Origin of the sequence: Sulfurospirillum sp. 1612, assembly GCF_036556685.1 — a bacterium.
Taxonomy (GTDB): domain Bacteria; phylum Campylobacterota; class Campylobacteria; order Campylobacterales; family Sulfurospirillaceae; genus JAADIZ01.
Genome location: NZ_CP140614.1, coordinates 1,736,802 through 1,759,160, shown reverse-complemented (window position 1 = coordinate 1,759,160; position 22,359 = coordinate 1,736,802). Strand labels below are relative to the sequence as shown.

The following is a 22,359-nucleotide window of genomic DNA, read 5'->3' as shown; positions in this document are numbered from 1 at the left end:
GATGCAAAATAGTCTTGATAAAATCTCATCATTAGGAAATCTTACTGATGCAAAAAAAGATGCTACTAAAGTGGCGCCTAGTGGAGATTTTTCAAAAGTTTTAGAAAATACACTTTCAGAAGTCAATAAAGCACAACAAGTTGGTGATAAAGCAATGGCTGATATCGCAACAGGAGAAGTCAAAGACCTACACCAAGCCGCGATTGCAATTGATAAAGCACAGATTAGTATGAAATTGATGTTAGAGGTCAGAAACAAAGCATTAAGCGCATATAAAGAGATATCCAAAACTCAGATATAAGCGTGGCACATTCTTTTTAATGCAGAGTATTAAACCTAAAACCTACAAGATACTTTTTCTTTTTTCCCTTATATTTATCGGATTTGTCATTTTTCTCAGTGCCACTTTTTATTGGGCAACAGCACCAAGACGTTTGCCGACACTCACCTACAAAGAGGTGACGCATGCGATGCGAGGTGATATCATCAGTCGGGATGATTTTAGAGTCGCGACGAGCAAAAAACTCTATAAAGTTACCGTAGATACCAGAAATATTGACCCTCAAAAAAAAGAGCTTTTTGTGAAACTCTACTCACTCTATAGCGGTGATGATGCGAGGAAAGTGCTCAAAACTATCAATAGTAGATTTGGTAGTGTGGTGCTCTCTTATAGTATTGATTCCAAAAAAGCCAAATATCTTAAAAATCTTGCACGAAAACTCTTTTCTCTCAAAGTTTTTATTAGCTATGAAGACCCAAAAACTAAAGATGACTTTATACATGGGATGAGTGTTGAGGAGAGTGGTGAAAAAAGAATTTATCCAGCAAAAGATACGTTGACGCCTGTGGTAGGCTATATCAGAAAAATAGAAAAAAATCGTATGACAACCATCACGGGGGTGAAGGGAATCGAGAAGTATTATGAAGATAAACTGGCTCCCATTCAAGATTCGATTTTAAAAGGACATCGCGATATCGCCAATACGGTGATATTAGATAGATATAGCATGTACACAAAGCGTATGGATGGATTAAACGTCTATTTAAACATCTCTTTGAAACTCCAAAAGGTCATCGAAAAAATACTCGATGATAAAAAGAAAGATTTAGAAGCACAAGAGATTATTGCTTGTGTGATGGACAGCAAAACCGGAGCGATACTAGCATTGGCGACGAGCAATAGATACAACCCAGATTTTATCAGAAGGGTGGATTATCCTTCATTAAACGTGAGTGCGATTGAGTACTCTTATGAGCCAGGGTCTGTTATGAAACCCATCACTTTTTCTTTGTTGTTGGAGGCAAATAAAGTCAATCCTTTTGACTTGGTACGCATTTTTGGAGGCAAATATCGAATCGGACGCAAGGTGATTCATGATACTCATGACTTTGAATGGTTAAGTGCTGAAGATGTCATCGTCCATTCAAGTAATGTAGGGATTTCTCAATTGGCGCAAAAGCTCGATCCTATAGAATTTTATAAGGGTTTGAAAGATTTTGGATTTTCTAAAAAAAGCGGGATTGATTTGCCTTATGAAGCCAAAGGCGCCATTCCTCCATTGCATAAATTTGAATCAGAAATTTACAAGGCCACCATCGGATACGGTTATGGGTTGGATGCCAATTTTATGCAAGTACTCAAAGCATACAGCGTCTTTAATAATAATGGCAGAATGGTGACGCCTAAGATTGCCAAACGCATCTCTTCTGATGATGGAAAGTATAATCTTGATGATTATATGTCTCAAAAACAAGTGATTCCCGTAGCCGTTGCCAAACGCATGCACAAGATTCTCATCAAAACCGTCCTCAAAGGAACAGGAAAAGCGGCGATTTACGATGGGCTTGAGATTGGTGGCAAAACCGGTACGGCACACATCGCGGGAGGAGGGGGCTATACCAATAAATATAACAGTTCATTTTTTGGATTTGCCAATGATAAAACGAGTCGATATACGATTGGAGTATTAGTGCGTGACCCGGAAAAACGGTATCACTATTATGCCTCTCAAACGGCTGTTCCGACTTTTAGAGAGATTGTGGATAAATTGGTGGAAGAAGGGTTTTTAAAACCCTCCTTATCTAATCAATAATTCTTTTTTTTGCAGATATTTCTAGTGTGATAATACTATCTTCAATAGTGCTAAGTCCATGGCGGTCGCCTGTTTGGAGAAACTGTGAAAATGCGACATGTTCTCGCAATAAAGGTTCCTCTTTTTTGACCATACATTTTCTGATGACAAATGAGTTGTTTTTTTGATATTCTGAGTATTCTGTGAGGTCTTGTGCCATCAAATCTGCTTCATAATAAGCATTTTTGGTTGCGACTTCAATGGTTCTTTTTCGAAATGGTGTCAGCCAGTTTGTTGTGATGCTTGCGACGATATCGTGTTCGAGTTTAAAGGAAAGCATCGCATTGTCTTCGTGATGGTTGTGGATTTTACGAGATCGGTAAATATTGGTTTTGACAATCTCTTGTTGGGTGATATAGCGAATGAGGTCGATATCATGAACCGATAAATCAGTCAAAATTCCTACATCAGCAATACGAGGAGGGAAGGGTCCCACACGCGTGATACCGATACTATAAATCTCATCATCTTTAATCTCTTCTTTAAGCGCACTGACGACAGGATTAAAGCGTTCGATATATCCGACGGCGACTTTAGCCTTTTTGGCATTGGCGACTTCTAAGATATCTCGGGCTTCTTCGACCGTTGAAGCGACCGGTTTTTCAATAAAGATATCTTTGCCCGCATTGAGACACTTGATGGCGACCTCTTTATGTAAAAACGTAGGGACGACGATGACGCATGCATCGATTTGGGCCGTTTCAAGCATCTCATCCACACTGGTGAAAAAAGGCTCCTCATAATCGCCTGTTTTGACAACATCACAGATAGCTACGAGTTTAAAATCTGGAATATTTTTGATGATTCTATAGTGATTTCTCCCCATAGAACCGAGTCCGATTAATGCTATATTTTTCATATGGCCTCTTTTATATTTTGCACGATGAAATCTTGTTGTTCTTGTGTCAAAAACGGACTCATCGGAAGGCTCATGATCTCAGAAGCAACACGCTCACTCACCGGAAAATCTCCATGTTTGTATCCCAAATAAGCATAAGCTTCTTGCTCATGCAATGCGATAGGATAGTGCACCGCTGTTGGAATTTCAGCTTTATTGAGTGCCATAACCAAAGCGGCTCTATCTTGTGCCCGAATGGAGTATTGTGCAAAGACGCTGGTTCTATCATCCATAATCTTAGGGGTGATAACGTGGCTATCTTGTAGCATTTCACCATAACGCGCTCCGATTTTTTCACGTAATTCAATCTCTTTTTGGAAATATTTCATTTTAACATTTAAAATAGCCGCTTGAATAGCATCGAGTCGGCCGTTGGTTCCGATGTATTTGTGCTTGTATCGCTCTTCTTGCCCGTGATTGGCGAGTGTTCTGAGTTTGTGTGCCAGAGCGTCATCGTTGGTGAAAATCGCACCGCCATCACCATAACAACCCAGTGGTTTTGATGGGAAGAAACTCGTACAGCCAATCTCACTTAAGTTGCATGATTTCTTGCCTTTATAAGTGGCACCAAAACTTTGACATCCATCTTCAACAACAGGAATATTGTGTTTTTTTGCGATGGCGTTAATCGCATCCATATCGGCGCATTGACCAAACAAAGATACCGGCATGATTGCTTTAGTGTTTTTAGTGATTTTTGCTTCTATTAATTTTGGGTCTAATGTATAAGTGGTCTCATCAATATCGACGAAAACCGGTGTCGCTCCAACGAGTGAGACGACTTCTGCTGTCGAGATAAAGGTAAAGGGTGTCGTGATAACTTCATCGCCGGCTTTAATATCTAAAGCCATCAAGGCCAAAAGCAGGGCATCGGTCCCAGATGAACACGCAATCGCATGTTTTGAACCAGTAAAGGTTGCTAAATTTTCTTCGAGTTTTGTTACATTGGGTCCTAAAATAAATTGTGTAGAATCTAATACGTCCAAAACGGCTTGATTGATTTCTGCTTTGTGCGTTTCATATTGTGTTTTTAAATCTATAAATGGTATTTTCATATATAAGCCTTTGTAAATTGAGTAGGAGAAATTATACATCAAAGTTACTTTTGTGCAGTTAAAGCTTTTGTATAATTATTGTGATAAGTAGCTTTATTTAATAGTTTTTTAGATAAAATAAGACGATTTAATACATAATTGGGGAATACGTATGGATGTTAGAGCAGAATTTTTAAACTTTTTTAAACAAAAAGGGCACACGATTGTGCCAAGTGCACCGCTTGTTCCGGACGATGCGACATTGCTTTTTGTTAACGCGGGAATGGTGCCTTTTAAGAGCATTTTCACAGGAGAAATCCCAAGACCTAATCCGCCTCGTGCGACGAGTTGCCAAACTTGTATCCGAGCCGGTGGCAAGCACAATGACTTGGACAATGTCGGCTATACGGCTCGACATCACACTTTTTTTGAAATGTTGGGTAATTTTTCATTTGGAGATTATTTTAAAGAAGATGCGATTGCCAACGCCTGGGAATTTGTCACTAAAGTCCTGAAATTGCCTGAAGAAAAACTTTGGGTTACGGTTCATGATAGCGATGATGAGGCTGAGACTTTGTGGCAGCGTCATGTACCGCTTGAGCGTATCAAGCGTTTTGGTGATAAAGATAATTTTTGGCAGATGGGCGATGTGGGACCTTGTGGCCCTTGTAGTGAAATTTTTATCGACCAAGGAGCAGAGCATTTTCACGGTCCAGAAGATCACATGGGTGGTGATGGCGACCGATTTTTGGAGATTTGGAATCTTGTTTTTATGCAATATTATCGCGATGAAAAGGGTGTGTTGACACCACTGCCAAAACCTTCGATTGATACGGGTATGGGATTGGAGCGTGTTGTGGCGGTTTGTGAAGGCAAACAGAGCAATTATGACTCCACGTTGTTTATGCCACTTATCAATAAAGTTGCCGAGCTTTGTGGCAAACCTTATCATTATGAAGAGGGTGCGAGTTATCGGGTGATTGCCGATCATATTCGCTCCGTAGCATTTTTACTAGCACAAGGAATCAACTTTGATAAAGAGGGACGAGGGTATGTCTTGCGTCGGATTACCAGACGTGCGATTCGCCATGGCTATCTTTTAGGTATTAAAGAGCCTTTTATGTACAAACTCTTAGATACGCTCAATGATCTCATGGGAGAGCATTATCCTTATTTAATAGAAAAGAAAGAGGCGATTAGTGAACAAATTCGATTGGAAGAAGAACGATTTTTGACCACGATTGCATCAGGATTGGAACTCTTTGAAAAAGAATTGTCCCAAACCCAAAAAATCTTCAGTGGAGCTGTGGCTTTTAAACTTTATGATACGTTTGGATTCCCGCTTGATCTCACACAAGATATGTTGCGTGAAAAAGATATGGAAGCCGATGTTGAAAAATTTGATGCCTTGATGGCGGAGCAAAAACAACGCTCCAAAGCTTCATGGAAAGGTAGCGGCGACAAAGTGGCACATGGTGATTTTAAAATATTACTGGAGCGATTTGGGGCTAATGAATTTACCGGTTATACTCAAACGCAAGATCATGTGAGTGTCGTGGCACTCTTAGATGATGATTTCACAGAAGTACAACGCTTGGAAAAAAGCGGCTGGGTGATGTTTCATCAAACACCGTTTTACGCTCAAAGTGGAGGACAATGTGGCGATAGTGGGGAAATTTCTGGATATGGCGAGGTCTTAGATACTAAGAAATTTTTTGATTTGAATCTCTCTCAGGTTGCGTTACAAAACCCTCTAGAAGTCGGGGATAAAGTCGATGTGGTTGTAGATAGTTCAAGAAAAGAGATAGAAAAACATCACTCAGCGACGCACCTGTTGCATCGTGCCTTGAGAGAAATCTTGGGAGAGCATGTTGCACAAGCGGGTTCTTCGGTTGAAAAAGACAGATTGCGATTTGATTTTTCTCATCCTAAAGCGATGAGTGAAGAAGAAATCGCCGCAGTGGAAGCACGAGTGAATGCGATGATTTTCAGTGGTGTTGATGCAAAAACAGAGATCATGAGCGTGGAAGATGCTAAGAATAGTGGCGCCATGGCACTCTTTGGTGAGAAATACGGAGATGAAGTGCGGGTGGTCTCTTTTGGTGATGTGAGCGTTGAGCTTTGTGGTGGGACGCATGTGAAAAATGTCGCCAATATCGGTAGCTTTTTTATCATCAAAGAGAGCGGCGTGAGTTCGGGTGTGCGTAGAATCGAAGCGGTATGTGGCAAAAGTGCTTATGAATTTGCGACGACGCTGAGAAATACGGTGCACAAAGCAGAAGATGAACTCAAAAACAAAGATATCTTTGTGGGCATCAATAGGCAGAAAAAAGAGATTGTACGATTGAAACAAGAGATTGAGGCCCTTAGTGCCAATGTCGGAAAAAGTATCGAGGCACAGACGATTCAAGGCGTTGATGTGATTGTTGAGCGTTTAGATGCGGGTGATATCAAAGCGAAGATTGATGATGTAAAAAATCAAAAAGATTCTGTCGCGATTATTTTATTTCAAGTGAAAAATAATAAAGTCATGATTGCAAGCGGGGTTAAAAATGCGCCGATTAAAGCAGGAGCATGGATTAAAGAAATAGCGCCAATTGTAGGAGGTGGCGGCGGTGGCCGTGATGATTTTGCTCAAGCTGGAGGTAAAGATCCTAGCCAAATCGATGCGGCAAAAAAAGCGGCATTGAGTTATGCTAAAAAAATATTGCAAGAAGATGCATGATTAATACGGTCATCGATATCTTTGAAGATTTCAGGACGCTTATTATATTCTTGCATATCATGAGTGCTTCCATATTGATTGGAAGCATGTTCGTGATGATCTTCATCGTCAGACCGGCGAGCGCGTCAGTGAAAGATATTGACAAAAAGTGTGCGAATTGCTTGAAAATCTTGAGACGGTATATCATATTTTTGATTCCGGTCATGTTGGTTGTCGTCTCAGCATCGTTTTTCATGAATGTCGGCATGGGCTTTGAATACGGTGACCCCTCCGCGATGATTATCATCCATATCAAAGAGACGATTTGGATTTTTATCGCATTTAATTTTGTTTATGCCTTTAAAAAATATTTGAATGCCAAAAAAGCATTTGAAGAACAAGACCTTTTAGTAGCGCAAGAGAACATCATTTTAATTGTAAAATATCTGATTCCGCTCAACCTTTTGGTATCGATTATCGCAGCGTATTTGGGTATTGTTATAAGTAGTTACTGATGGCATTGATTTTAGCTTCGACTTCACCCACACGCGCGATGCTTTTAAGGCAATTTGGCATCTCTTTCAAACAGATTGCGATTGATTTTGATGAAGATGCAATCGAAGCGACCATCCCGAAAGATTTTGTCTATCTTGCTACTAAAGGAAAATTAGAAGCTTATCTTGGTAAGCATCATGATAACAATCCCGTCTTATGTGCCGATACGGTCATTTGTGCGAATGGAGAAATCCTAAGAAAAGCCAAAAGTCGTGACGAGGCGAGAGAGATTTTATTAAAACAAAGTGACAATGCGGTGAGTATTATTAGCTGTTTGATGTATCAATCCCCTCATAAAAAGTTTATTGATATTTCAGAAACACGGTATCTTTTCATGCCCTTTGATATGCAAAAACTCGAAGCATACTTGAATAGTGGCGATTGGGAAGGCAAGGCGGGCGCTTGTATGGTCGAGGGATTTTGCAAATCCTACATCAAAAAAGTCGAGGGACTTCAAAGTACCGCGATGGGCTTGAGTGTCGAACGTTTGCTACCATTTTTGGAGTCACAAGATGCGGTATAGCCTGAGGCAAAATATCAAAAAACGTGTGAGAAAGTACTGAAATGTTTCAATGTGAGCACCTCAGTATCTCCTATCATGATAAGCCGTTGCTTGATCTTTCATTTCAATTTGAAAAATCTTTTGCTTTAATCGGACAAAGTGGCAGTGGCAAGAGTTTGACACTCAAAGCCATCTTGGGAATGTTGCCAGAATCTCTGAATGTTCAGATGCGTGTACATGCAGATTATGACTTAATACGGGGGCAAACCATCGCGATGATTCCACAAAATCCTTTTACCGCGCTCTCCCCGCTAACACGAATAAAAAAGCAATTTTTTATTGGTAGAGCACAGATGTTAGAATACATCAGACGTGTGGGGTTGGACGATGGCATTGTGGAGCGTTTTCCTTCTGAATTGAGTGGTGGACAACTCCAAAGAGTCATCATCGCTATGGCGCTTTCAATGCAGCCTAAACTGTTACTTTTAGATGAACCCACAACGGCCTTGGATTTATCGACTAAGAGTGCTATCTTGAAGCTTTTAAAAGTATTGCAAGAGCGAGACGGTTATGATATGTTATTTGTGACTCATGATATCGCTTCTGTAGCACATTTATGTGATGAGATTGGGATTATCAAAGCAGGACGTATTATCGAGAGTGCAACGATGGAGCAAGTGTTGCATAACCCGCAAGAAGAGTACACAAAAGAGCTGATTGGTTCTAGTTTTGAAAAGAGAGGATTTAGACAATGAAATACCTTTTGTCAATCATTTTTATTGGTATTATCGCAGTGGGTGGCATGGTTGTATATATGTATTCACAAGTTCGATTTGATGCTTATAAAATCATAGATTATAAACCCAAATTAACCACCCAAATATTTGATAGAAATCATGAGCTGGTGGCCAATATATTTGAGGGTGAAAATAGGCTGTATGTGAAATACAAAGACATTCCACCCCGTATGGTTGAGGCCTTACTGGCGATAGAAGATACTTCGTTTTTTGAGCATGGTGGTATCAATTTTGAAGCGATTTTTCGTGCTTTAATCAAAGATATCAAAGCAATGAAATTGGTCGAAGGTGCCAGTACGTTGACACAGCAGCTCATAAAAAATACAGTCCTAACTCGCAAAAAGACACTCTCAAGAAAATTGAATGAAGCCATGCTTGCTTTTAAATTAGAGAGTGTCCTCACCAAAGAGCAGATTTTAGAGCGGTACATGAATCAAGTCTATTTTGGACACGGATATTATGGTATCAAGACAGCAGCAAGAGGATATTTTAACAAAAATTTAGATCAACTCAGCCTGAAAGAGATTGCGATTTTAGTGGGCTTGCCGAGAGCTCCTAGTGCGTATGATCCCACACGACATATTGATATTTCACTGAGTCGAGCCAACCGTGTTATTTACCGAATGTTCCATTTAGGGTGGATTAGTAAGCAAGAGTACGAAAAAGCGACGCGCGAGTATCCTGTGGTTTATGACGAAACGCTCACAAAAAACAAAGCCCCTTATGTTGTCGATGAGGTGATTAAAAGATTAAGCAAAAAGTACAGTGATTTAAAAACTGGCGGTTACAAGATTTATCTTGGGTTGGATTTAAAATTGCAAGAATTAGCACGAGAATCACTGAAGGTAGGATATGATGGCATTTTGAAGCGACAAAAAGATGAAAATGCTAGCAATCTCAATGGTGCGATGATGGTGCTTGATAATAAAACCGGTGATATTAGAGCGATGGTAGGTGGGGTGGATTATACTAAAAGTCACTTCAATCGTGCCACACAAAGTAAGCGCCAACCCGGAAGTAGCTTTAAGCCTTTTATCTATTTGCAAGCGCTCAATGTCGGATACAATGCCCAGAGTAAAATCCCGGATATTTCCAGAGTTTATGTAGATAAGAAAACAGACAAGGAGTGGAAACCTAAAAATTATGAAGAGAATTTTGAGGGGATGATTACACTCAAAAATGCATTGGTGCATTCACGAAACTTGGCAACCATCAATCTGTTGGATTCTCTTGGTATGGATGATGTGCATCGTAAATTGAAAGATGAAGGATTCAAGAATTTACCCAATGACCTCTCCATCGCACTGGGGACTTTTGGAATCTCACCTTATGATTTTAGTGGATTTTATACGACATTTTCAAATTATGGTGAACGGGTAAAACCCAGATTAATTACGAAGATTATCAATAAATTTGGTGATGAACAAGACTTTGGCGTCCAAAAAACGAAGATTACTTCTCCCGCTCAAGCTTATCTCATGATTGATATTCTCAAAAGTGTTGTCTCAAGAGGAACCGGACGGAAAGCCAATGTCAAAGGCGTCGAAGTTGCGGGGAAAACGGGTACAACCAATCGCTATGTTGATGCGTGGTTTTGTGGCTTTACCCCTGATATCGAAGTCGTGACGTGGTATGGTAATGATGATAATACTCCCATGGGGCGTGGTGAGACCGGGGGACGAAGTGCGGGGCCTTCATTTAAACATTTTGTGCAAAATTATCTGCGTCTTTATCCACAAACGCAACGAAGATTTAATGTGCCAGATGGGGTCAAGTATAAAACCTCACATAATACAAAGCTTTATTTTACCGATACATCTCCATTACCAAGTGGGCAAAATCCAGAGAATCAAAACCAAGGCAATTTGATTTTTTGAAAGCTTACATGAGAGAGTACAGATGAAGGAGCACCGATGAGTAGTGAGATGATTTTGATGAGTATCTTGATAGTGTGTCTCTTGATTATAGTGTGTTTAATCGGAGCATTATTCTTTATCAAACATAAACATGACCAAGTTGTGAAGAGTTTGCGTAGAGAAAACAATGAGCAAAAGATACATCACTCTGTTTTGGAGTCACAATTACAAAATACGCAAAGCACGCTTGAGAGAGTTGAAAATAGACTAGCAGAGGCACAAGATAAAATTTATATTTTAAATTCTGAAAAATCAAAAGCTGAAGCAAGATGGCAAGCACAACAAGAGAGCCATGAAAAATTGCAAGAAGATTTTTTATCACAAAGTCAAAAATTAGAACTCCGTCTTAATGAAATAATGCAAAAAAATCTGGATTTGAAAATTAAGAAATTCGATGCCACATCACTGCAATCCATGCATGATATTTTGAAGCCATTCAAAGACAATCTAGATGATTTCAAGCACAAAATTGAAGCCTCGCAAGAGCACGCGACAATCAAGTTTGCCAAACTTTCAAAAGAGATTGAGCAGGTAACCAAAGCGGGAATGCACATCGGTAAAGAGGCGGAAAATCTAGCCCAAGCACTCAAAGGTAAAAAACAGACACAAGGCAGTTGGGGTGAGATGATATTGGAGAGTGTTTTGGAGTATTCGGGACTTCACTATGGGACGCATTACATCACGCAAGAGAGCTATAAAGATGAATCAGGCAAGATGAAGCGTCCGGATGTGATTATCAAATTGCCACAAGATCGCTCCATTATTATCGATTCCAAAGTCTCTTTGAATGATTATGACCGCTACATCCGAGCTGAGAGTGATGAGGCACGAATGATTGCGTCCAAGGGCGTGGTGAGTGCTTTTAAAAATCATATTGATACACTAGATTCCAAAGATTATGCCCATTATCAAGTCGGCACATTGCAGTATGTTTTTATGTTTGTGCCTATTGAAGGGGCGTTTGCTTTGGCCGTGCAGGAAAATCCTGATCTTTATGAATACGCGCTTGATAAGCATATTGCGATTGTGAATCCCTCTACTTTGACGGTATCTTTGCGGACTATTTATCTGTATTGGCAAAGTGAACAATCCAATTCAAATGCCCTCAAAATGTTCCAAGTCGCGGGAAAACTTTATGATAAGATGGTCAATTTCGCCGATAATTTTAACCGAGTCGGTGATCAAATTCAAACACTTGAGCACACTTATGAAAAGGCAAAAACACAATTAACAGAGGGGGGTGGCAATGTCATGAAACGTGTAGAAGAGCTCAAGACATTGGGAGCAAAAACAACCAAGTCACTCAAAAGTACGAAACTAAATTATGATGATTTCGATGCCGATGGCGTTGATGTTATTGAAAGCAAAAAGGAGTAGGACACACTAAAGAGTGTGCCCTAAATGATTAGCAAGAGTAGGTTGATTTAAATTCAAAGGCAGTCGGTCTTGCTTCATCTGGCCAGACTTGTGTTTGGAATTTATAAGTTTTATACACGTTCAAAAATTCAGGTGTCATGACCGTTTTAAGATAGTCATTATCTTTAATCAATGATTCCAATGCTTCACGTAATGTGTGTGGCATTTGTTCGATTCCTTTTTCTCGGATTTCATCAAGACTCAATTCAAATAAATCTTCATCCATAGGACCTACGGGTTCATATTTGTTTTTGATACCATCAAGTCCTGCAAGCAAGAGTGCTGTAAAGGCTAGGTAAGGGCATGCTGTTGAATCTGGGAATCGCATCTCAGCTCGGACAGATTTTTCACCCGCACCATAAGGAATACGACAACTTGCACTTCTATTTTGAGAAGAGTACGTCAAGATTGAAGGCGCTTCAAAACCAGGAATTAATCTTTTATAAGAGTTGGTTGATGGATTGGTAAAGGCAGCAACACTTTGTGCGTGTTTGAGGACACCACCGATGTAATATCGTGCCATGTCGCTAAGATTTCCATATTCGCCTGCTTTGAAAAATAGGTTTTTACCGTTTTTCCAGATTGATTGATGTACATGCATACCATTACCATTATCACCATAAAGTGGTTTTGGCATAAATGTCGCTGTTTTGCCATTAAGATGTGCGACCATTTTGACGACATATTTGTATTTTTGTACATTATCAGCGGCTTCTACTAACGTACCAAATTTGACACCGATTTCACCTTGTGCTTGTGCTACTTCATGATGTACCACAAAGGTTTCAAGTCCAATTTGTTCTAATACTTGTACCATTTCTGCTCTTAAATCGACCATTGAATCGGTTGGTTGACATGGAAAATACCCACCTTTTGTGCCAGGTCTGTGGCCGGTGTTGTATCCATCAGGATAGGTAGTACCATAGTTCCATTCACCTTCTTCTGAATCCACTTCATAATACGCACAGTTAATATCATCACGAATTTTTACATCATCAAAAATAAAAAATTCATTTTCAGGACCAAAATAAGCGACATCGCCCAGTCCGGTTTCTTGTAAATGTGCTAATGCTTTTTTTGCGATACTTCTTGGGCATTTTTCATAAAGTTCACCTTTGTAGATATCAAAAACATCACAAAATACTACGATGGTAGGATCTGCTGTAAATGGATCTAAAAATGCAGTTTCTGCTTCTGGTTTCAAAAGCATATCTGATTTGTTGATAGGCTGCCATGCATCGATAGATGAGCCATCAAATGGAATACCGTGAGAAAGAGATTCTTCCTCTATCGCTGAATATTTATATGAAAGATGATGCCATGCGCCTTTGATATCTGTAAATCTAAAATCAACGAATTCTACTTCATTCTCATCACAATATTTAAAAAAACCTTTTATATCTTTAACAAATTTTCCCATGAATGCTCCTCGCAAGTTTTATTTTATTAGAAGTATATCAAAAATTCTCAAATGCTCCGTAACGAGGGTGATTAAAATTTAACCATTTTTCTCTCGCGATTTTCAAAAATTGCACATTTTTTGTACCCGTAGGTTTTTGCCAATGCCATGGCTTCTTCTTTTTTGTAGTTGATGTCCTCTATTTTGTGGGCATCTGAGCTAAAGGTGATAGGGATATCATGATAGGCTAGAAGTTCAATAATCTCATGTGATGGGTATAATTCTTGAATCGGTTTTCGGTATCCTGCTGTGTTAAATTCTACGACCATATCGGCTTTTTTAATCTCTTTGATGGCCTCTTGCGCTATGAGTTTAATCTCTTTTTTGGGTAAAAAATTGAAGACTTTAATCAAGTCAATGTGTCCGACAATATCAAACAATCGACTCTTTGCCATCTGCGTAATAGCACCAAAATAAGCTTCCCAAATTTCGTCAATATCTCTATCTTTGTACCCACCGATAAATTCAGGATTATCAAATCCCCATCGGTTGATAAAATGTACCGAACCAATCAGATAATCCACATCCGAACTCAGTACTCTAGGGTCAATCAAGCCTTCGAGAAAATCCACTTCATAAGCAAATAAAATTTTAATGTCATCATGATACTTTTTTTTGGCCGCTAAGACCTCGGCTTCATACTGCGCCATTTGATCAAAACGCATGCGATATTTTTCATCAAAATTCATAGGGGCATGATCTGAAAATCCAAAAACATCGATTTTATTTTTTATCGCTGTTAGGACAAAATCCTCGATGCTTCCCTCAGCATGATTGCATAAAGTAGTGTGATTGTGCATATCGACTATCATATTTTTTCCTTTTAAAGTAGAATTATATGAAAAGTTAACTATAATTAAGCATAAAATGTTTAGGAGCGGATCATGACACAAGAAGAACTTGATGCTTTGATGGCCGGAGGCTTGGAAGATTTCGAAAATGATATGACAGAAGCCACACCCCCTGCATCTTCGCCAAACGAAGAAGAACAAGAACAAGAGCACGATCATTGTGGCGCAGAATCGTATAAAATGGATGCCAATAAATCTTGGCCACCACCACCACCGACTCAAGAGCACAAGATGGTATCACAATTGGATGATGTAACAAAAGATTCTGAAAAAAAAGCAACAGAGATATTTGACAAACTCGAATCTATGAGTGAAGTTTTGACGCAAATGCATGCAGATTTCTCTCTCGTTTCACCGCTTTTAGAATCCAATATGGCACTTTTTGAAAAGTTGATTGATAAATTTCCAAACATCAGTCAATTTGGCACTGCGCGTGACAACACGCAACAAGTCCAAGAGATCATCAAAACATTGGTAAATCATACTCAAAAAGCAGAAGATGATATTATCAATGTGATGGATATCATGCAATACCAAGATATTCACAGACAAAAAATCGAGCGGGTTATCAATGTCATGAGAGCACTGAGCAAATATATTAGTCTACTTTTTGAAGGCTCCATTGATGATACGAAACGTGTTGGGTCTGCGGTGCATATTGCAGGAGATGAGAGTACGGATGATTTGGTCACCAGTGAAGATATTGAAGCAATAATTGAGAGTTTAGGGAAGAAAAAATAAGTGCGTACTATTGAATTATTATCACCAGCAGGAAATTTTGAAAAATTAAAAATTGCATTAGCGTATGGCGCAGATGCCGTATATGCGGGAGTGAGTCACTTTTCACTTCGCATACGATCGGGCAAAGAGTTTACTTATGAGAGTTTTGAAGAAGCGATTGTTTATACGCATGCACGGGGCAAAAAAATTTATGTCACTATCAATGGATTTCCTTTTAATGCACAAATTGAATTGTTAAAAAAGCATATTGAAAAAGTGGCAGCGATGAATCCTGATGCCTTTATCGTGGCCGCACCGGGAGTGATTAAGTTAGTGAAAGAGATTGCTCCGCATATTCCGATTCATCTCTCTACTCAGGCCAATGTCTTGAGTTATCTTGATGCTGAGATTTATTGGGATTTGGGTGTTAAGCGTATCATTGCGGCGAGAGAAGTGAGTCTGAAAGATTTGAAACAAATCAAAAAGCATCTGCCCGAATTAGAGCTTGAAGTTTTTGTTCACGGTTCGATGTGTTTTGCTTATAGTGGACGTTGTTTGATTAGTTCGCTTCAAAGCGGGCGCGTGTCAAACCGAGGTAGTTGTGCCAATGATTGCCGATTTCCATATACGATGTATGCCCACAATGAAGCCAGTGGAACACTCTTTAAAATAGAAGAGAGCGAAGAGGGTACGCATATCATGAATGCCAAAGATCTCAATCTTAGTGCGTATGTTGATGATATTTTAGACAGTGATGTGATTGATTCACTCAAGATTGAAGGGCGAACCAAAAGTACCTATTATGTGGGCTTGACGACCAAGACGTATCGCATGGCGATTGATGATTATATGCAGGGTCAATTTGATGCCAAAAAGTATGAAAAAGAACTCTCCAGTACGAAAAATCGTGGCTTTAACGATGGCTATTTGGTCAAACGACCGTATGAGAAAAACGATAGCCAAAATTTAGAACACTCTATTAGTGAAGGGACCCATCAAGTCTATGCTATGGTGAATGAAGATGGTATGCATTGCTTGGCCAAGGATAAATTGGAGCCTAATGTGGTGTATGAATTGGTCTTGCCAAAGAGTAATATAGAAGAAATTGATAATGAATTTGGTAAAATTTACAAAGATGAATCAGGTTGGTGTATTGTATTTAAAAAACTCCAAAGTCAAAATGGCAAACTTTTTGAAGCGATTCACAGTGGCAACACCCATGCCATAGTATTGCCAGGCGTATTACCGGCATTTACATTTTTGAGAAAAGAAAATATATAAAACGAGGAAAAGAGCAACCATGAAATTTGTATCGATTATATTGGGAAGTAAAAGTGATTATGAGGTCATGCAAGAGTGTGCTAAAATCTTAGAGAAATTTAGTGTGATGCACGAATTCATCATCTCCTCTGCACATAGAAGTCCGGAGCGTACCCACACATATGTCAAAACAGCAGAAGAAAAAGGCGCACAAGTTTTCATCGCAGCAGCAGGGATGGCAGCCCATCTTGGGGGCGTAGTAGCCTCATTGACGACCAAACCCGTGATAGGCGTACCGATGGAGGGCTCGACTCTAGGTGGCATTGATGCTCTGTTGTCTACAGTGCAAATGCCCGCGGGAATGCCAGTGGCTACCGTAGCGATTGGTAAAGCCGGCGCGATTAATAGTGCGTATCTTGCCATGCAAATTTTAGCACTTGAAGATGAGGAGCTAAAAACGAAACTACTCGAAGATAGAGTATTGAAGGCAAAAAAAGTTGAGACAGATTCCGCATCGCTAGAGGCGATACTGTAAAAGGGAACGCTATGCAAAATTGGCTGGAGATTGAAGAGTTTAGTAAATTGGTTCATTTGAATCTTAGTACGATTGAAGAGATGATTGCCAAAGGTCGTTTGAGTGTTAAAGAAGAAAATGGCAGACGATTTATTGAAGCCATTGGCGCATCGCGTTCTTTGGTGCAACAACCTCAAAATGACAATATCAATGCCCCCTCTTTACCGGGAGCTGATTTTATAGAAAAGACAATCGGTACGATCTTGAATCTTCATGAAAAAGTGCTCGATGCCAAAGATGAAACGGTTGATGCACTAAAGAGTGAGAATAAGTTTCTCAAAGAGGCACTCTTCTCGATGCAAGAACTTTATGATAATGATCGAAAGACGATTGAGACTTTGAATGAACAGCTGAAATACTCACAAGAAGAGTTAGAGTTCACGAAAAGAAAATACAAGATGATGTGGAATAAAGTCATAGAAAATTACAAACCAAAAGAGTAGCCAAGAGTGGAGCTACTCTGTGTAAGCGTAATTTTTTGGACGGGTTCAAAAATATAGACCGATAGAAGCGATACTTCACACGGTGAAAACTTGAGTGAGAAATTAAATGAAAAAGGATGATGAAATTGTTAACGTTTAGTGAGATGCTATTAAAATTACAAACATTTTGGCAGGAAGAGGGATGTACGATTGTACAACCTTATGATATACCAGCAGGAGCCGGCACGTTTCATAATGCCACGTTTTTAAGAAGTCTTGGGGATAAACCTTGGGCGACTGCTTATGTGGCACCGAGTCGTAGACCGACTGATGGACGATATGGAGAAAATCCAAACCGCTTGGGTGCTTATTATCAATTTCAAGTTCTAATCAAACCCAGCCCTGATAATATTCAAGAGATTTATTTGCGAAGTTTGGAAGCGTTGGGATTGGATCTTAGCCAGCATGATATTCGTTTCATTGAGGACAATTGGGAATCTCCAACATTAGGTGCATGGGGATTGGGATGGGAGATTTGGTTAGATGGTATGGAAGTGACCCAATTTACCTATTTTCAACAAGTCGGTGGTATTGCTTGTGATCCGGTTTCTGTAGAGATTACCTATGGGGTAGAGCGATTGGCGATGTATCTACAAGAAAAAGATTCCGTTTATGATTTGATATGGAACGAAAATTCCAAAGGAGTGACGACATATGGCGATGTTCACAAACGTAGTGAGTATGAGTTCTCCACGTACAACTTTGAAGTCGCTGATGTCAAGATGCTTTTGGAAATGTTTGACAATGCGCGCGCGGAGTGCAAGCGATGCTTGGAGAAAAAAATCGCACTGCCAGCTTATGATTACTGTTTGATGGCCTCTCATATTTTCAATGTTTTGGATGCACGAAAAGCCATATCTGTGACCCAGCGCCAAAATTATATCTTAAAAATCAGAGAACTCGCCAAAGGGTGTGCTTATGAGTACAAAGAAAGTCTCGATGCAAATTCGTGAGATTTATGATGTCTTAAACCGCCTCAGTCCTTTTGACTTGCAAAGCGAGTGGGACAATAGCGGGTTGATTTTGGGTGATTATAATCATGAAATAGAACAGATTTATTTGAGTTTAGATATTGATGCGGCTTTGATTGATACGGTTGCTGAAAACTCGCTGATTATCACCCACCATCCTTTGATATTTCGAGGATTAAAAAAGATTAATTATGCGCTTTATCCTTCAAATTTGATTCAAAAAATGGTACAAAAAAACATCGCTTTGATTTCGATGCATACGAATTTTGACAAGACTCACTTGAATCGTTTCGTCGCACATGATATACTCGGTTATGATATTGTATCGGTGGATGAGTTTATTTGCTATGTTCACATCGATAAAATGTTTGATGACTTGTGTGAGGATTTGAAACGTGCCTTAGGAATAAAACATTTGCGGGTAAGTGGTGAGAATAAATTGATTAAAACATGCGCCATTACCACAGGATCGGGAGGAGATTTGATTGCAAATGTGGATGCAGATTGCTTCTTGAGCGGTGATTTTAAATATCACCAAGCCCTCGAAGCGAAAGAAAATGGTTTGTCTTTGATAGACATTGGACATTTTGAAAGTGAGAGGTTTTTTGGAGAGTGTTTGGCTCCCCATTTGAAAAATTTGCCATTAAAGGTTATAATGTCAAATTCAAAAAATCCGTTTGATTATAGATATGGACACAAAAAAGCATGAATAAGTATTTAGAACAATTGATTGAGTTGTCAAGTATTGACAAAAGTATAGATGGATTTGAGCCTAGAGTTCAAAAAATAGAAAAATCTTTAAAAATTTCTTTGGAAAAAGAGAGCAAGATTAAATCAAATATCAAAATTTTTGAAGAAGAGATTAAAGAATCCGAACTCAAAAAAGGAAAAAATGAGATACATTTGAGTGAGTTATCGGATAAATTGCAAGAACTTTCCAAAAAATCCTCCATTGTAAAAACGGCCAAAGAAGTCAAAGCCTTGCAACTTGAAGAAGAGATTGCAAAAGAGCAATGTGATTTTGCCAATGAAGAAATCGAACGATTGGACAGTTATATTGAATCTAGAAATAAATCTATAGAAGAAGAACAAGCCAAACTTGAAGTAATCTCTCAAGAAGTGGAAACGATTCGTGATTCTATCTCAGAAGAATTGGCTGCGATCGAAAAAGAGCGTGAAGCGGTTTATGAACACAAACAAAAATTGCTACCTCAAATCGATCAAAAAATCTTGACATTTTATGAAAAAATCAGAAAATGGGCAGGTAATACCGCTGTGGCTCCTGTAAGAAAACAAGCTTGTTATGGATGTTTTATGCGACTTAATGACAAGGTATATGCTTCTGTTCTAAAACAAGAAGATATTGTGACATGCCCACATTGTGGTAGAATTCTCTATAAAGAGACACAGGAAAACGAATAAAAGTCTTTATATATTATACGGCGGTATTGTGTCTTTATATCATCGCAATACCGTTTCTCTTATACCTTAGTTTCAAGAGCAAATACCACCACTCCATCCCGGCACGATTTTTTTTGAGAAAAAACCCAAGATTTACCCATCATGATATTTGGTTTCATGCGTGCTCTTTGGGCGAAGTCAATTCACTAGAGACCATTATTGAGCGATTAGAAGGGTATGATGTGGATTTGAGTGTGACGACACAGACGGGTTACAACCGAGCAAAAAATATAAAAAATTGTGATGTTAGATACCTCCCTTTTGAGATTTTCTTACCGTTTTGGATTAGCAAACACAAGACATTAGTAGTCACAGAGGCAGAACTTTGGCCTTTGTTATTTTATGTGGCTAAGGCCAAAGGGATAAAAACAATTTTATTAAATGCTAGGATTAGCGACCACTCCTATCACTCTTATAAAAATTTTTCGTGGTTTTATCGCTGGGTTTTTGCTCAGGTTGATAAGGTCTTTGCGCAAAGTGAAGAGGATGAAAATCGCTTGCGAGAATTGGGAGCACGCGATGTGGAAGTGTTGGGAAATATCAAAACCTTCTCACAGCCAAAAGTGAGCAAAACGTATGCAAAACCCGATAAAAAAGTGATCACCATAGCCAGTTCTCATGAAGGAGAAGAGGCGTTGATTTTAGAATCTTTGAAGCAGCAAGCAGATGAGATGTTGCTCGTCGTCCCCCGTCATCCGGAACGATTTAAATCCGTCGAGGTCTTATTGCGAGAATATGCCAAGCGTCATCATCTTAGTTTTTCCAAACTAAGTGACAGCAAGAGCGTGGATGCAGATGTTGTTTTGTGTGATAAGATGGGTGAGTTGATTAATCTGTATCCCATCAGTGACGTGGTGCTGTTGTGTGGTTCTTTTATCGATGGAGTGGGCGGGCACAATCCACTCGAACCTGCATTTTTTGAGAAGAAAATCATCAGTGGTCCTTTTGTCTTTAATCAAAAGGCCCTTTTTAAAAAGGTTTCAAATATCAGAGTATGCTCACTAGAAGAGCTCGGCACGATAGATTTTAGTACCATTAAGCATTCTAAAATCTTGCAAAGTGGAGCATTAGAGACGCTCTTGCAACATATAACCGGAGAACACAAATAACAATGGAAAAAGAAAAAGCATATAAATTATTGGCCATGCAAGAGGGGATATCCAACCGCGTGGCAAAAGAGTTGATTGACCGAGGATTGGTCTATTGCCAAGGTAAGAAAATCAATGTAGCACGAGGTCTTTTAGAAGCAGATGCAAAATTTCGCGTTGAAAAGTTAGCCGAAGTCAAAGTCATATTTGAAGATGAGTTTTTGATTGCTGTGGACAAACCGGCATTTCTCACCTCTGATGAGGTCGAAAAAAAGTTTGATGCCAAACTCTTACACCGTCTTGACAAAGGGACAAGTGGCGTGGTCTTGCTTGTAAAGGATGAAACCTTTCAAAAAGAGGCGATTAGCGCTTTTAAAAACAGAACAGTGTATAAAGAGTATCTTGCTGTAGTGAGTGGCAAGATTGTCGAGCCCATCAGTGTTAATGAGCCGATTATCAGCATTAAAAAAGGCAATATTGTTTATAGTAAAATCAGCAAAAATGGCAAAGATGCCATCACGCACATCACGCCGATGATGGTGGAGGGCAAACAATCCAAAATCAAAGTTGTCATCGAAACAGGCCGAACACATCAAATACGCGTGCATCTCAAAAGTCTTGGATTTCCAATTCTTGGTGATACTACCTATGGCGGCAGAGAATCCAAGCGCTTGATGTTGCATGCCCATAAAATCTCACTCTTAGGATATGAATTTATCAGTCCTGAACCCAAAGAGTTTGCGAGGTTTGCCGGATGATGATGATAATACCGGTGGCTTCAAAAGATCTCGATGAACTTGCCATTTGTCCTCTAAAAGATCGCGTCTCTTGGATGGGAATCCTCCTTGAAGGTGGTACCATCAAAGAGCAAGGTTTTTATGATTCACATAGCGCCATACCAGAGTTAGTAGATTATATTATCGTACAGCATCAAGAAGAAGAGGTACGTCCCTTTCAAGATGAGGGTATTGAAGTGTTGGTGGCGCCGACTCAAAGATTTGTTGATGATATTGTTGAAGCTTTTATTTTTAAAGAATTGCATCAATTAGGAGCTTAATATGTATGATATTGGAATGTTGTTTGAAGTGATTCCTCCTCATCCGGGACAAAATATCGCCCTGATTGTCGATGATGCTCATCATGAGAGTGTATCAAAACTAGTCGATTTCAGTCATACTATTGAGGCGAACCTTTATATCAAATATTTACAGATGCCTCATGCCTATCATGATGCGTTGATTCATGAAGAATCTTTTTCTTTTGACAATGCGGTTTATAATAGCAAATCTCTTCAATACGATTTTTTATTTTTATTAGCGGACTTGGATGATGTGAGTAGGTTAAAAGAGATCTCAAAAAAGATTTATCGTGCGATTAAAAATGCAGCCAATCTCTTTATCGTAGTGAAAAAGCAAGATGCCGATATGGTTGCTATGCTGTTGGAAGAGAATAATTTCGTGGCGATTAATACTATCGATTTAGATGCCGAATATGATGCTATTTCTGCTAAAAAAATGCACGGTTGGATGAGGGTATAAC

Annotated in this window: 23 protein-coding genes; 19 read left to right on the top strand and 4 right to left on the bottom strand. The window is 39.3% G+C overall.

Annotated elements, in window-relative coordinates; genetic code table 11:
- Position 1 precedes the first annotated feature (1 nt).
- Both fliE and SFB89_RS08760 read left to right on the top strand, forming a co-directional pair.
- The gene (gene fliE / locus SFB89_RS08765; RefSeq protein WP_331774310.1) at positions 2 to 301 is read left to right on the top strand and encodes a flagellar hook-basal body complex protein FliE; all 300 of its coding nucleotides are present in this window, start codon (positions 2 to 4) and stop codon (positions 299 to 301) included.
- Positions 302 to 320: 19 nt separating this feature from the next.
- Positions 321 to 2,093, top strand: coding sequence for a peptidoglycan D,D-transpeptidase FtsI family protein (locus SFB89_RS08760; RefSeq protein ID WP_331774309.1), 1,773 nt, complete (start codon positions 321 to 323; stop codon positions 2,091 to 2,093).
- Here SFB89_RS08760 and SFB89_RS08755 read toward each other — a convergent pair.
- Entirely contained in the window at positions 2,083 to 2,991 is a 909-nt protein-coding gene (locus tag SFB89_RS08755; RefSeq protein WP_331774308.1) for a Gfo/Idh/MocA family oxidoreductase, read from the bottom strand. The two genes, SFB89_RS08760 and SFB89_RS08755, sit on opposite strands and share 11 nt — an antisense overlap.
- Entirely contained in the window at positions 2,988 to 4,085 is a 1,098-nt protein-coding gene (locus SFB89_RS08750; RefSeq protein WP_331774307.1) for a DegT/DnrJ/EryC1/StrS family aminotransferase, read from the bottom strand. The genes SFB89_RS08755 and SFB89_RS08750 overlap by 4 nt, the downstream gene beginning before the upstream one ends.
- Before the next feature lie 151 nt (positions 4,086 to 4,236).
- On the opposite strand from SFB89_RS08750, the gene alaS reads away from it, so the two are divergent.
- From alaS to rmuC, 6 genes are read left to right on the top strand one after another with little or no spacing between them, the layout of a single operon-like run.
- The gene (gene alaS, locus SFB89_RS08745) at positions 4,237 to 6,789 is read left to right on the top strand and encodes an alanine--tRNA ligase (RefSeq protein WP_331774306.1); all 2,553 of its coding nucleotides are present in this window, start codon (positions 4,237 to 4,239) and stop codon (positions 6,787 to 6,789) included.
- Positions 6,786 to 7,283, top strand: coding sequence for a hypothetical protein (locus tag SFB89_RS08740; RefSeq protein WP_331774305.1), 498 nt, complete (start codon positions 6,786 to 6,788; stop codon positions 7,281 to 7,283). Before alaS ends, SFB89_RS08740 begins: the two co-directional genes overlap by 4 nt.
- Positions 7,283 to 7,846 carry a septum formation inhibitor Maf gene (gene maf, locus SFB89_RS08735; RefSeq protein ID WP_331774304.1) on the top strand — a complete coding sequence of 188 codons (564 nt, stop codon included), beginning with the start codon at positions 7,283 to 7,285 and terminating at the stop codon, positions 7,844 to 7,846. The genes SFB89_RS08740 and maf overlap by 1 nt, the downstream gene beginning before the upstream one ends.
- A 41-nt stretch (positions 7,847 to 7,887) precedes the next feature.
- Positions 7,888 to 8,580 carry an ATP-binding cassette domain-containing protein gene (locus SFB89_RS08730; protein WP_331774303.1) on the top strand — a complete coding sequence of 231 codons (693 nt, stop codon included), beginning with the start codon at positions 7,888 to 7,890 and terminating at the stop codon, positions 8,578 to 8,580.
- Entirely contained in the window at positions 8,577 to 10,499 is a 1,923-nt protein-coding gene (locus SFB89_RS08725; protein ID WP_331774302.1) for a penicillin-binding protein 1A, read from the top strand. Before SFB89_RS08730 ends, SFB89_RS08725 begins: the two co-directional genes overlap by 4 nt.
- A 36-nt stretch (positions 10,500 to 10,535) precedes the next feature.
- Positions 10,536 to 11,915 carry a DNA recombination protein RmuC gene (rmuC, locus tag SFB89_RS08720; RefSeq protein ID WP_331774301.1) on the top strand — a complete coding sequence of 460 codons (1,380 nt, stop codon included), beginning with the start codon at positions 10,536 to 10,538 and terminating at the stop codon, positions 11,913 to 11,915.
- Between the two features lie 28 nt (positions 11,916 to 11,943).
- Here the strand turns inward: rmuC and glnA are convergent, their stop codons facing one another.
- Together glnA and SFB89_RS08710 are read right to left on the bottom strand one after the other, a co-directional pair.
- Positions 11,944 to 13,374 (bottom strand): type I glutamate--ammonia ligase, encoded by a 1,431-nt coding sequence (glnA, locus tag SFB89_RS08715; protein ID WP_331774300.1) that lies wholly within the window; start codon positions 13,372 to 13,374, stop codon positions 11,944 to 11,946.
- Between the two features lie 71 nt (positions 13,375 to 13,445).
- Positions 13,446 to 14,225 (bottom strand): histidinol-phosphatase, encoded by a 780-nt coding sequence (locus SFB89_RS08710; protein ID WP_331774299.1) that lies wholly within the window; start codon positions 14,223 to 14,225, stop codon positions 13,446 to 13,448.
- Positions 14,226 to 14,297: 72 nt separating this feature from the next.
- Between SFB89_RS08710 and SFB89_RS08705 the strand changes: the two genes are divergently transcribed.
- From SFB89_RS08705 to SFB89_RS08655, 11 genes are all read left to right on the top strand, one after another.
- The gene (locus SFB89_RS08705) at positions 14,298 to 15,005 is read left to right on the top strand and encodes a chemotaxis protein (protein ID WP_331774298.1); all 708 of its coding nucleotides are present in this window, start codon (positions 14,298 to 14,300) and stop codon (positions 15,003 to 15,005) included.
- Positions 15,006 to 16,265, top strand: a complete 1,260-nt coding sequence (locus tag SFB89_RS08700; protein ID WP_331774297.1) for a peptidase U32 family protein — start codon at positions 15,006 to 15,008, stop codon at positions 16,263 to 16,265. It begins immediately after the preceding gene.
- Positions 16,266 to 16,284: 19 nt separating this feature from the next.
- The gene (purE, locus tag SFB89_RS08695; protein ID WP_331774296.1) at positions 16,285 to 16,779 is read left to right on the top strand and encodes a 5-(carboxyamino)imidazole ribonucleotide mutase; all 495 of its coding nucleotides are present in this window, start codon (positions 16,285 to 16,287) and stop codon (positions 16,777 to 16,779) included.
- A gap of 11 nt (positions 16,780 to 16,790) precedes the next feature.
- Entirely contained in the window at positions 16,791 to 17,261 is a 471-nt protein-coding gene (locus SFB89_RS08690; protein ID WP_331774295.1) for a DUF3972 domain-containing protein, read from the top strand.
- A gap of 125 nt (positions 17,262 to 17,386) precedes the next feature.
- Positions 17,387 to 18,253: a glycine--tRNA ligase subunit alpha gene (gene glyQ, locus SFB89_RS08685; protein WP_331774294.1), complete on the top strand. Its 867-nt coding sequence runs from the start codon at positions 17,387 to 17,389 to the stop codon at positions 18,251 to 18,253.
- Complete coding sequence (locus SFB89_RS08680; RefSeq protein ID WP_331776076.1) at positions 18,240 to 18,980, top strand: Nif3-like dinuclear metal center hexameric protein; 741 nt, start codon at positions 18,240 to 18,242, stop codon at positions 18,978 to 18,980. Before glyQ ends, SFB89_RS08680 begins: the two co-directional genes overlap by 14 nt.
- Positions 18,977 to 19,693 (top strand): zinc ribbon domain-containing protein, encoded by a 717-nt coding sequence (locus SFB89_RS08675; protein ID WP_331774293.1) that lies wholly within the window; start codon positions 18,977 to 18,979, stop codon positions 19,691 to 19,693. The genes SFB89_RS08680 and SFB89_RS08675 overlap by 4 nt, the downstream gene beginning before the upstream one ends.
- Positions 19,690 to 20,841 (top strand): lipid IV(A) 3-deoxy-D-manno-octulosonic acid transferase, encoded by a 1,152-nt coding sequence (gene waaA / locus SFB89_RS08670; protein WP_331776075.1) that lies wholly within the window; start codon positions 19,690 to 19,692, stop codon positions 20,839 to 20,841. The genes SFB89_RS08675 and waaA overlap by 4 nt, the downstream gene beginning before the upstream one ends.
- 2 nt (positions 20,842 to 20,843) lie before the next feature.
- The gene (locus tag SFB89_RS08665; RefSeq protein WP_331774292.1) at positions 20,844 to 21,578 is read left to right on the top strand and encodes an RluA family pseudouridine synthase; all 735 of its coding nucleotides are present in this window, start codon (positions 20,844 to 20,846) and stop codon (positions 21,576 to 21,578) included.
- Positions 21,575 to 21,877 carry a hypothetical protein gene (locus SFB89_RS08660; RefSeq protein WP_331774291.1) on the top strand — a complete coding sequence of 101 codons (303 nt, stop codon included), beginning with the start codon at positions 21,575 to 21,577 and terminating at the stop codon, positions 21,875 to 21,877. The genes SFB89_RS08665 and SFB89_RS08660 overlap by 4 nt, the downstream gene beginning before the upstream one ends.
- Position 21,878: 1 nt before the next feature.
- Positions 21,879 to 22,358, top strand: a complete 480-nt coding sequence (locus SFB89_RS08655) for a hypothetical protein (protein WP_331774290.1) — start codon at positions 21,879 to 21,881, stop codon at positions 22,356 to 22,358.
- Position 22,359 lies beyond the last annotated feature (1 nt).

Excerpts from the sequence above, each read along its gene's own strand:
- fliE (WP_331774310.1), top strand. The coding sequence starts at position 2 with ATGCAAAATAGTCTTGATAAAATCTCATCATTAGGAAATCTTACTGAT.
- SFB89_RS08760 (WP_331774309.1), top strand. The coding sequence starts at position 321 with ATGCAGAGTATTAAACCTAAAACCTACAAGATACTTTTTCTTTTTTCC.
- SFB89_RS08755 (WP_331774308.1), bottom strand. The coding sequence starts at position 2,991 with ATGAAAAATATAGCATTAATCGGACTCGGTTCTATGGGGAGAAATCAC.
- SFB89_RS08750 (WP_331774307.1), bottom strand. The coding sequence starts at position 4,085 with ATGAAAATACCATTTATAGATTTAAAAACACAATATGAAACGCACAAA.
- alaS (WP_331774306.1), top strand. The coding sequence starts at position 4,237 with ATGGATGTTAGAGCAGAATTTTTAAACTTTTTTAAACAAAAAGGGCAC.
- SFB89_RS08740 (WP_331774305.1), top strand. The coding sequence starts at position 6,786 with ATGATTAATACGGTCATCGATATCTTTGAAGATTTCAGGACGCTTATT.
- maf (WP_331774304.1), top strand. The coding sequence starts at position 7,283 with ATGGCATTGATTTTAGCTTCGACTTCACCCACACGCGCGATGCTTTTA.
- SFB89_RS08730 (WP_331774303.1), top strand. The coding sequence starts at position 7,888 with ATGTTTCAATGTGAGCACCTCAGTATCTCCTATCATGATAAGCCGTTG.
- SFB89_RS08725 (WP_331774302.1), top strand. The coding sequence starts at position 8,577 with ATGAAATACCTTTTGTCAATCATTTTTATTGGTATTATCGCAGTGGGT.
- rmuC (WP_331774301.1), top strand. The coding sequence starts at position 10,536 with ATGAGTAGTGAGATGATTTTGATGAGTATCTTGATAGTGTGTCTCTTG.
- glnA (WP_331774300.1), bottom strand. The coding sequence starts at position 13,374 with ATGGGAAAATTTGTTAAAGATATAAAAGGTTTTTTTAAATATTGTGAT.
- SFB89_RS08710 (WP_331774299.1), bottom strand. The coding sequence starts at position 14,225 with ATGATAGTCGATATGCACAATCACACTACTTTATGCAATCATGCTGAG.
- SFB89_RS08705 (WP_331774298.1), top strand. The coding sequence starts at position 14,298 with ATGACACAAGAAGAACTTGATGCTTTGATGGCCGGAGGCTTGGAAGAT.
- purE (WP_331774296.1), top strand. The coding sequence starts at position 16,285 with ATGAAATTTGTATCGATTATATTGGGAAGTAAAAGTGATTATGAGGTC.
- SFB89_RS08690 (WP_331774295.1), top strand. The coding sequence starts at position 16,791 with ATGCAAAATTGGCTGGAGATTGAAGAGTTTAGTAAATTGGTTCATTTG.
- SFB89_RS08680 (WP_331776076.1), top strand. The coding sequence starts at position 18,240 with ATGCAAATTCGTGAGATTTATGATGTCTTAAACCGCCTCAGTCCTTTT.
- SFB89_RS08675 (WP_331774293.1), top strand. The coding sequence starts at position 18,977 with ATGAATAAGTATTTAGAACAATTGATTGAGTTGTCAAGTATTGACAAA.
- SFB89_RS08665 (WP_331774292.1), top strand. The coding sequence starts at position 20,844 with ATGGAAAAAGAAAAAGCATATAAATTATTGGCCATGCAAGAGGGGATA.
- SFB89_RS08660 (WP_331774291.1), top strand. The coding sequence starts at position 21,575 with ATGATGATGATAATACCGGTGGCTTCAAAAGATCTCGATGAACTTGCC.
- SFB89_RS08655 (WP_331774290.1), top strand. The coding sequence starts at position 21,879 with ATGTATGATATTGGAATGTTGTTTGAAGTGATTCCTCCTCATCCGGGA.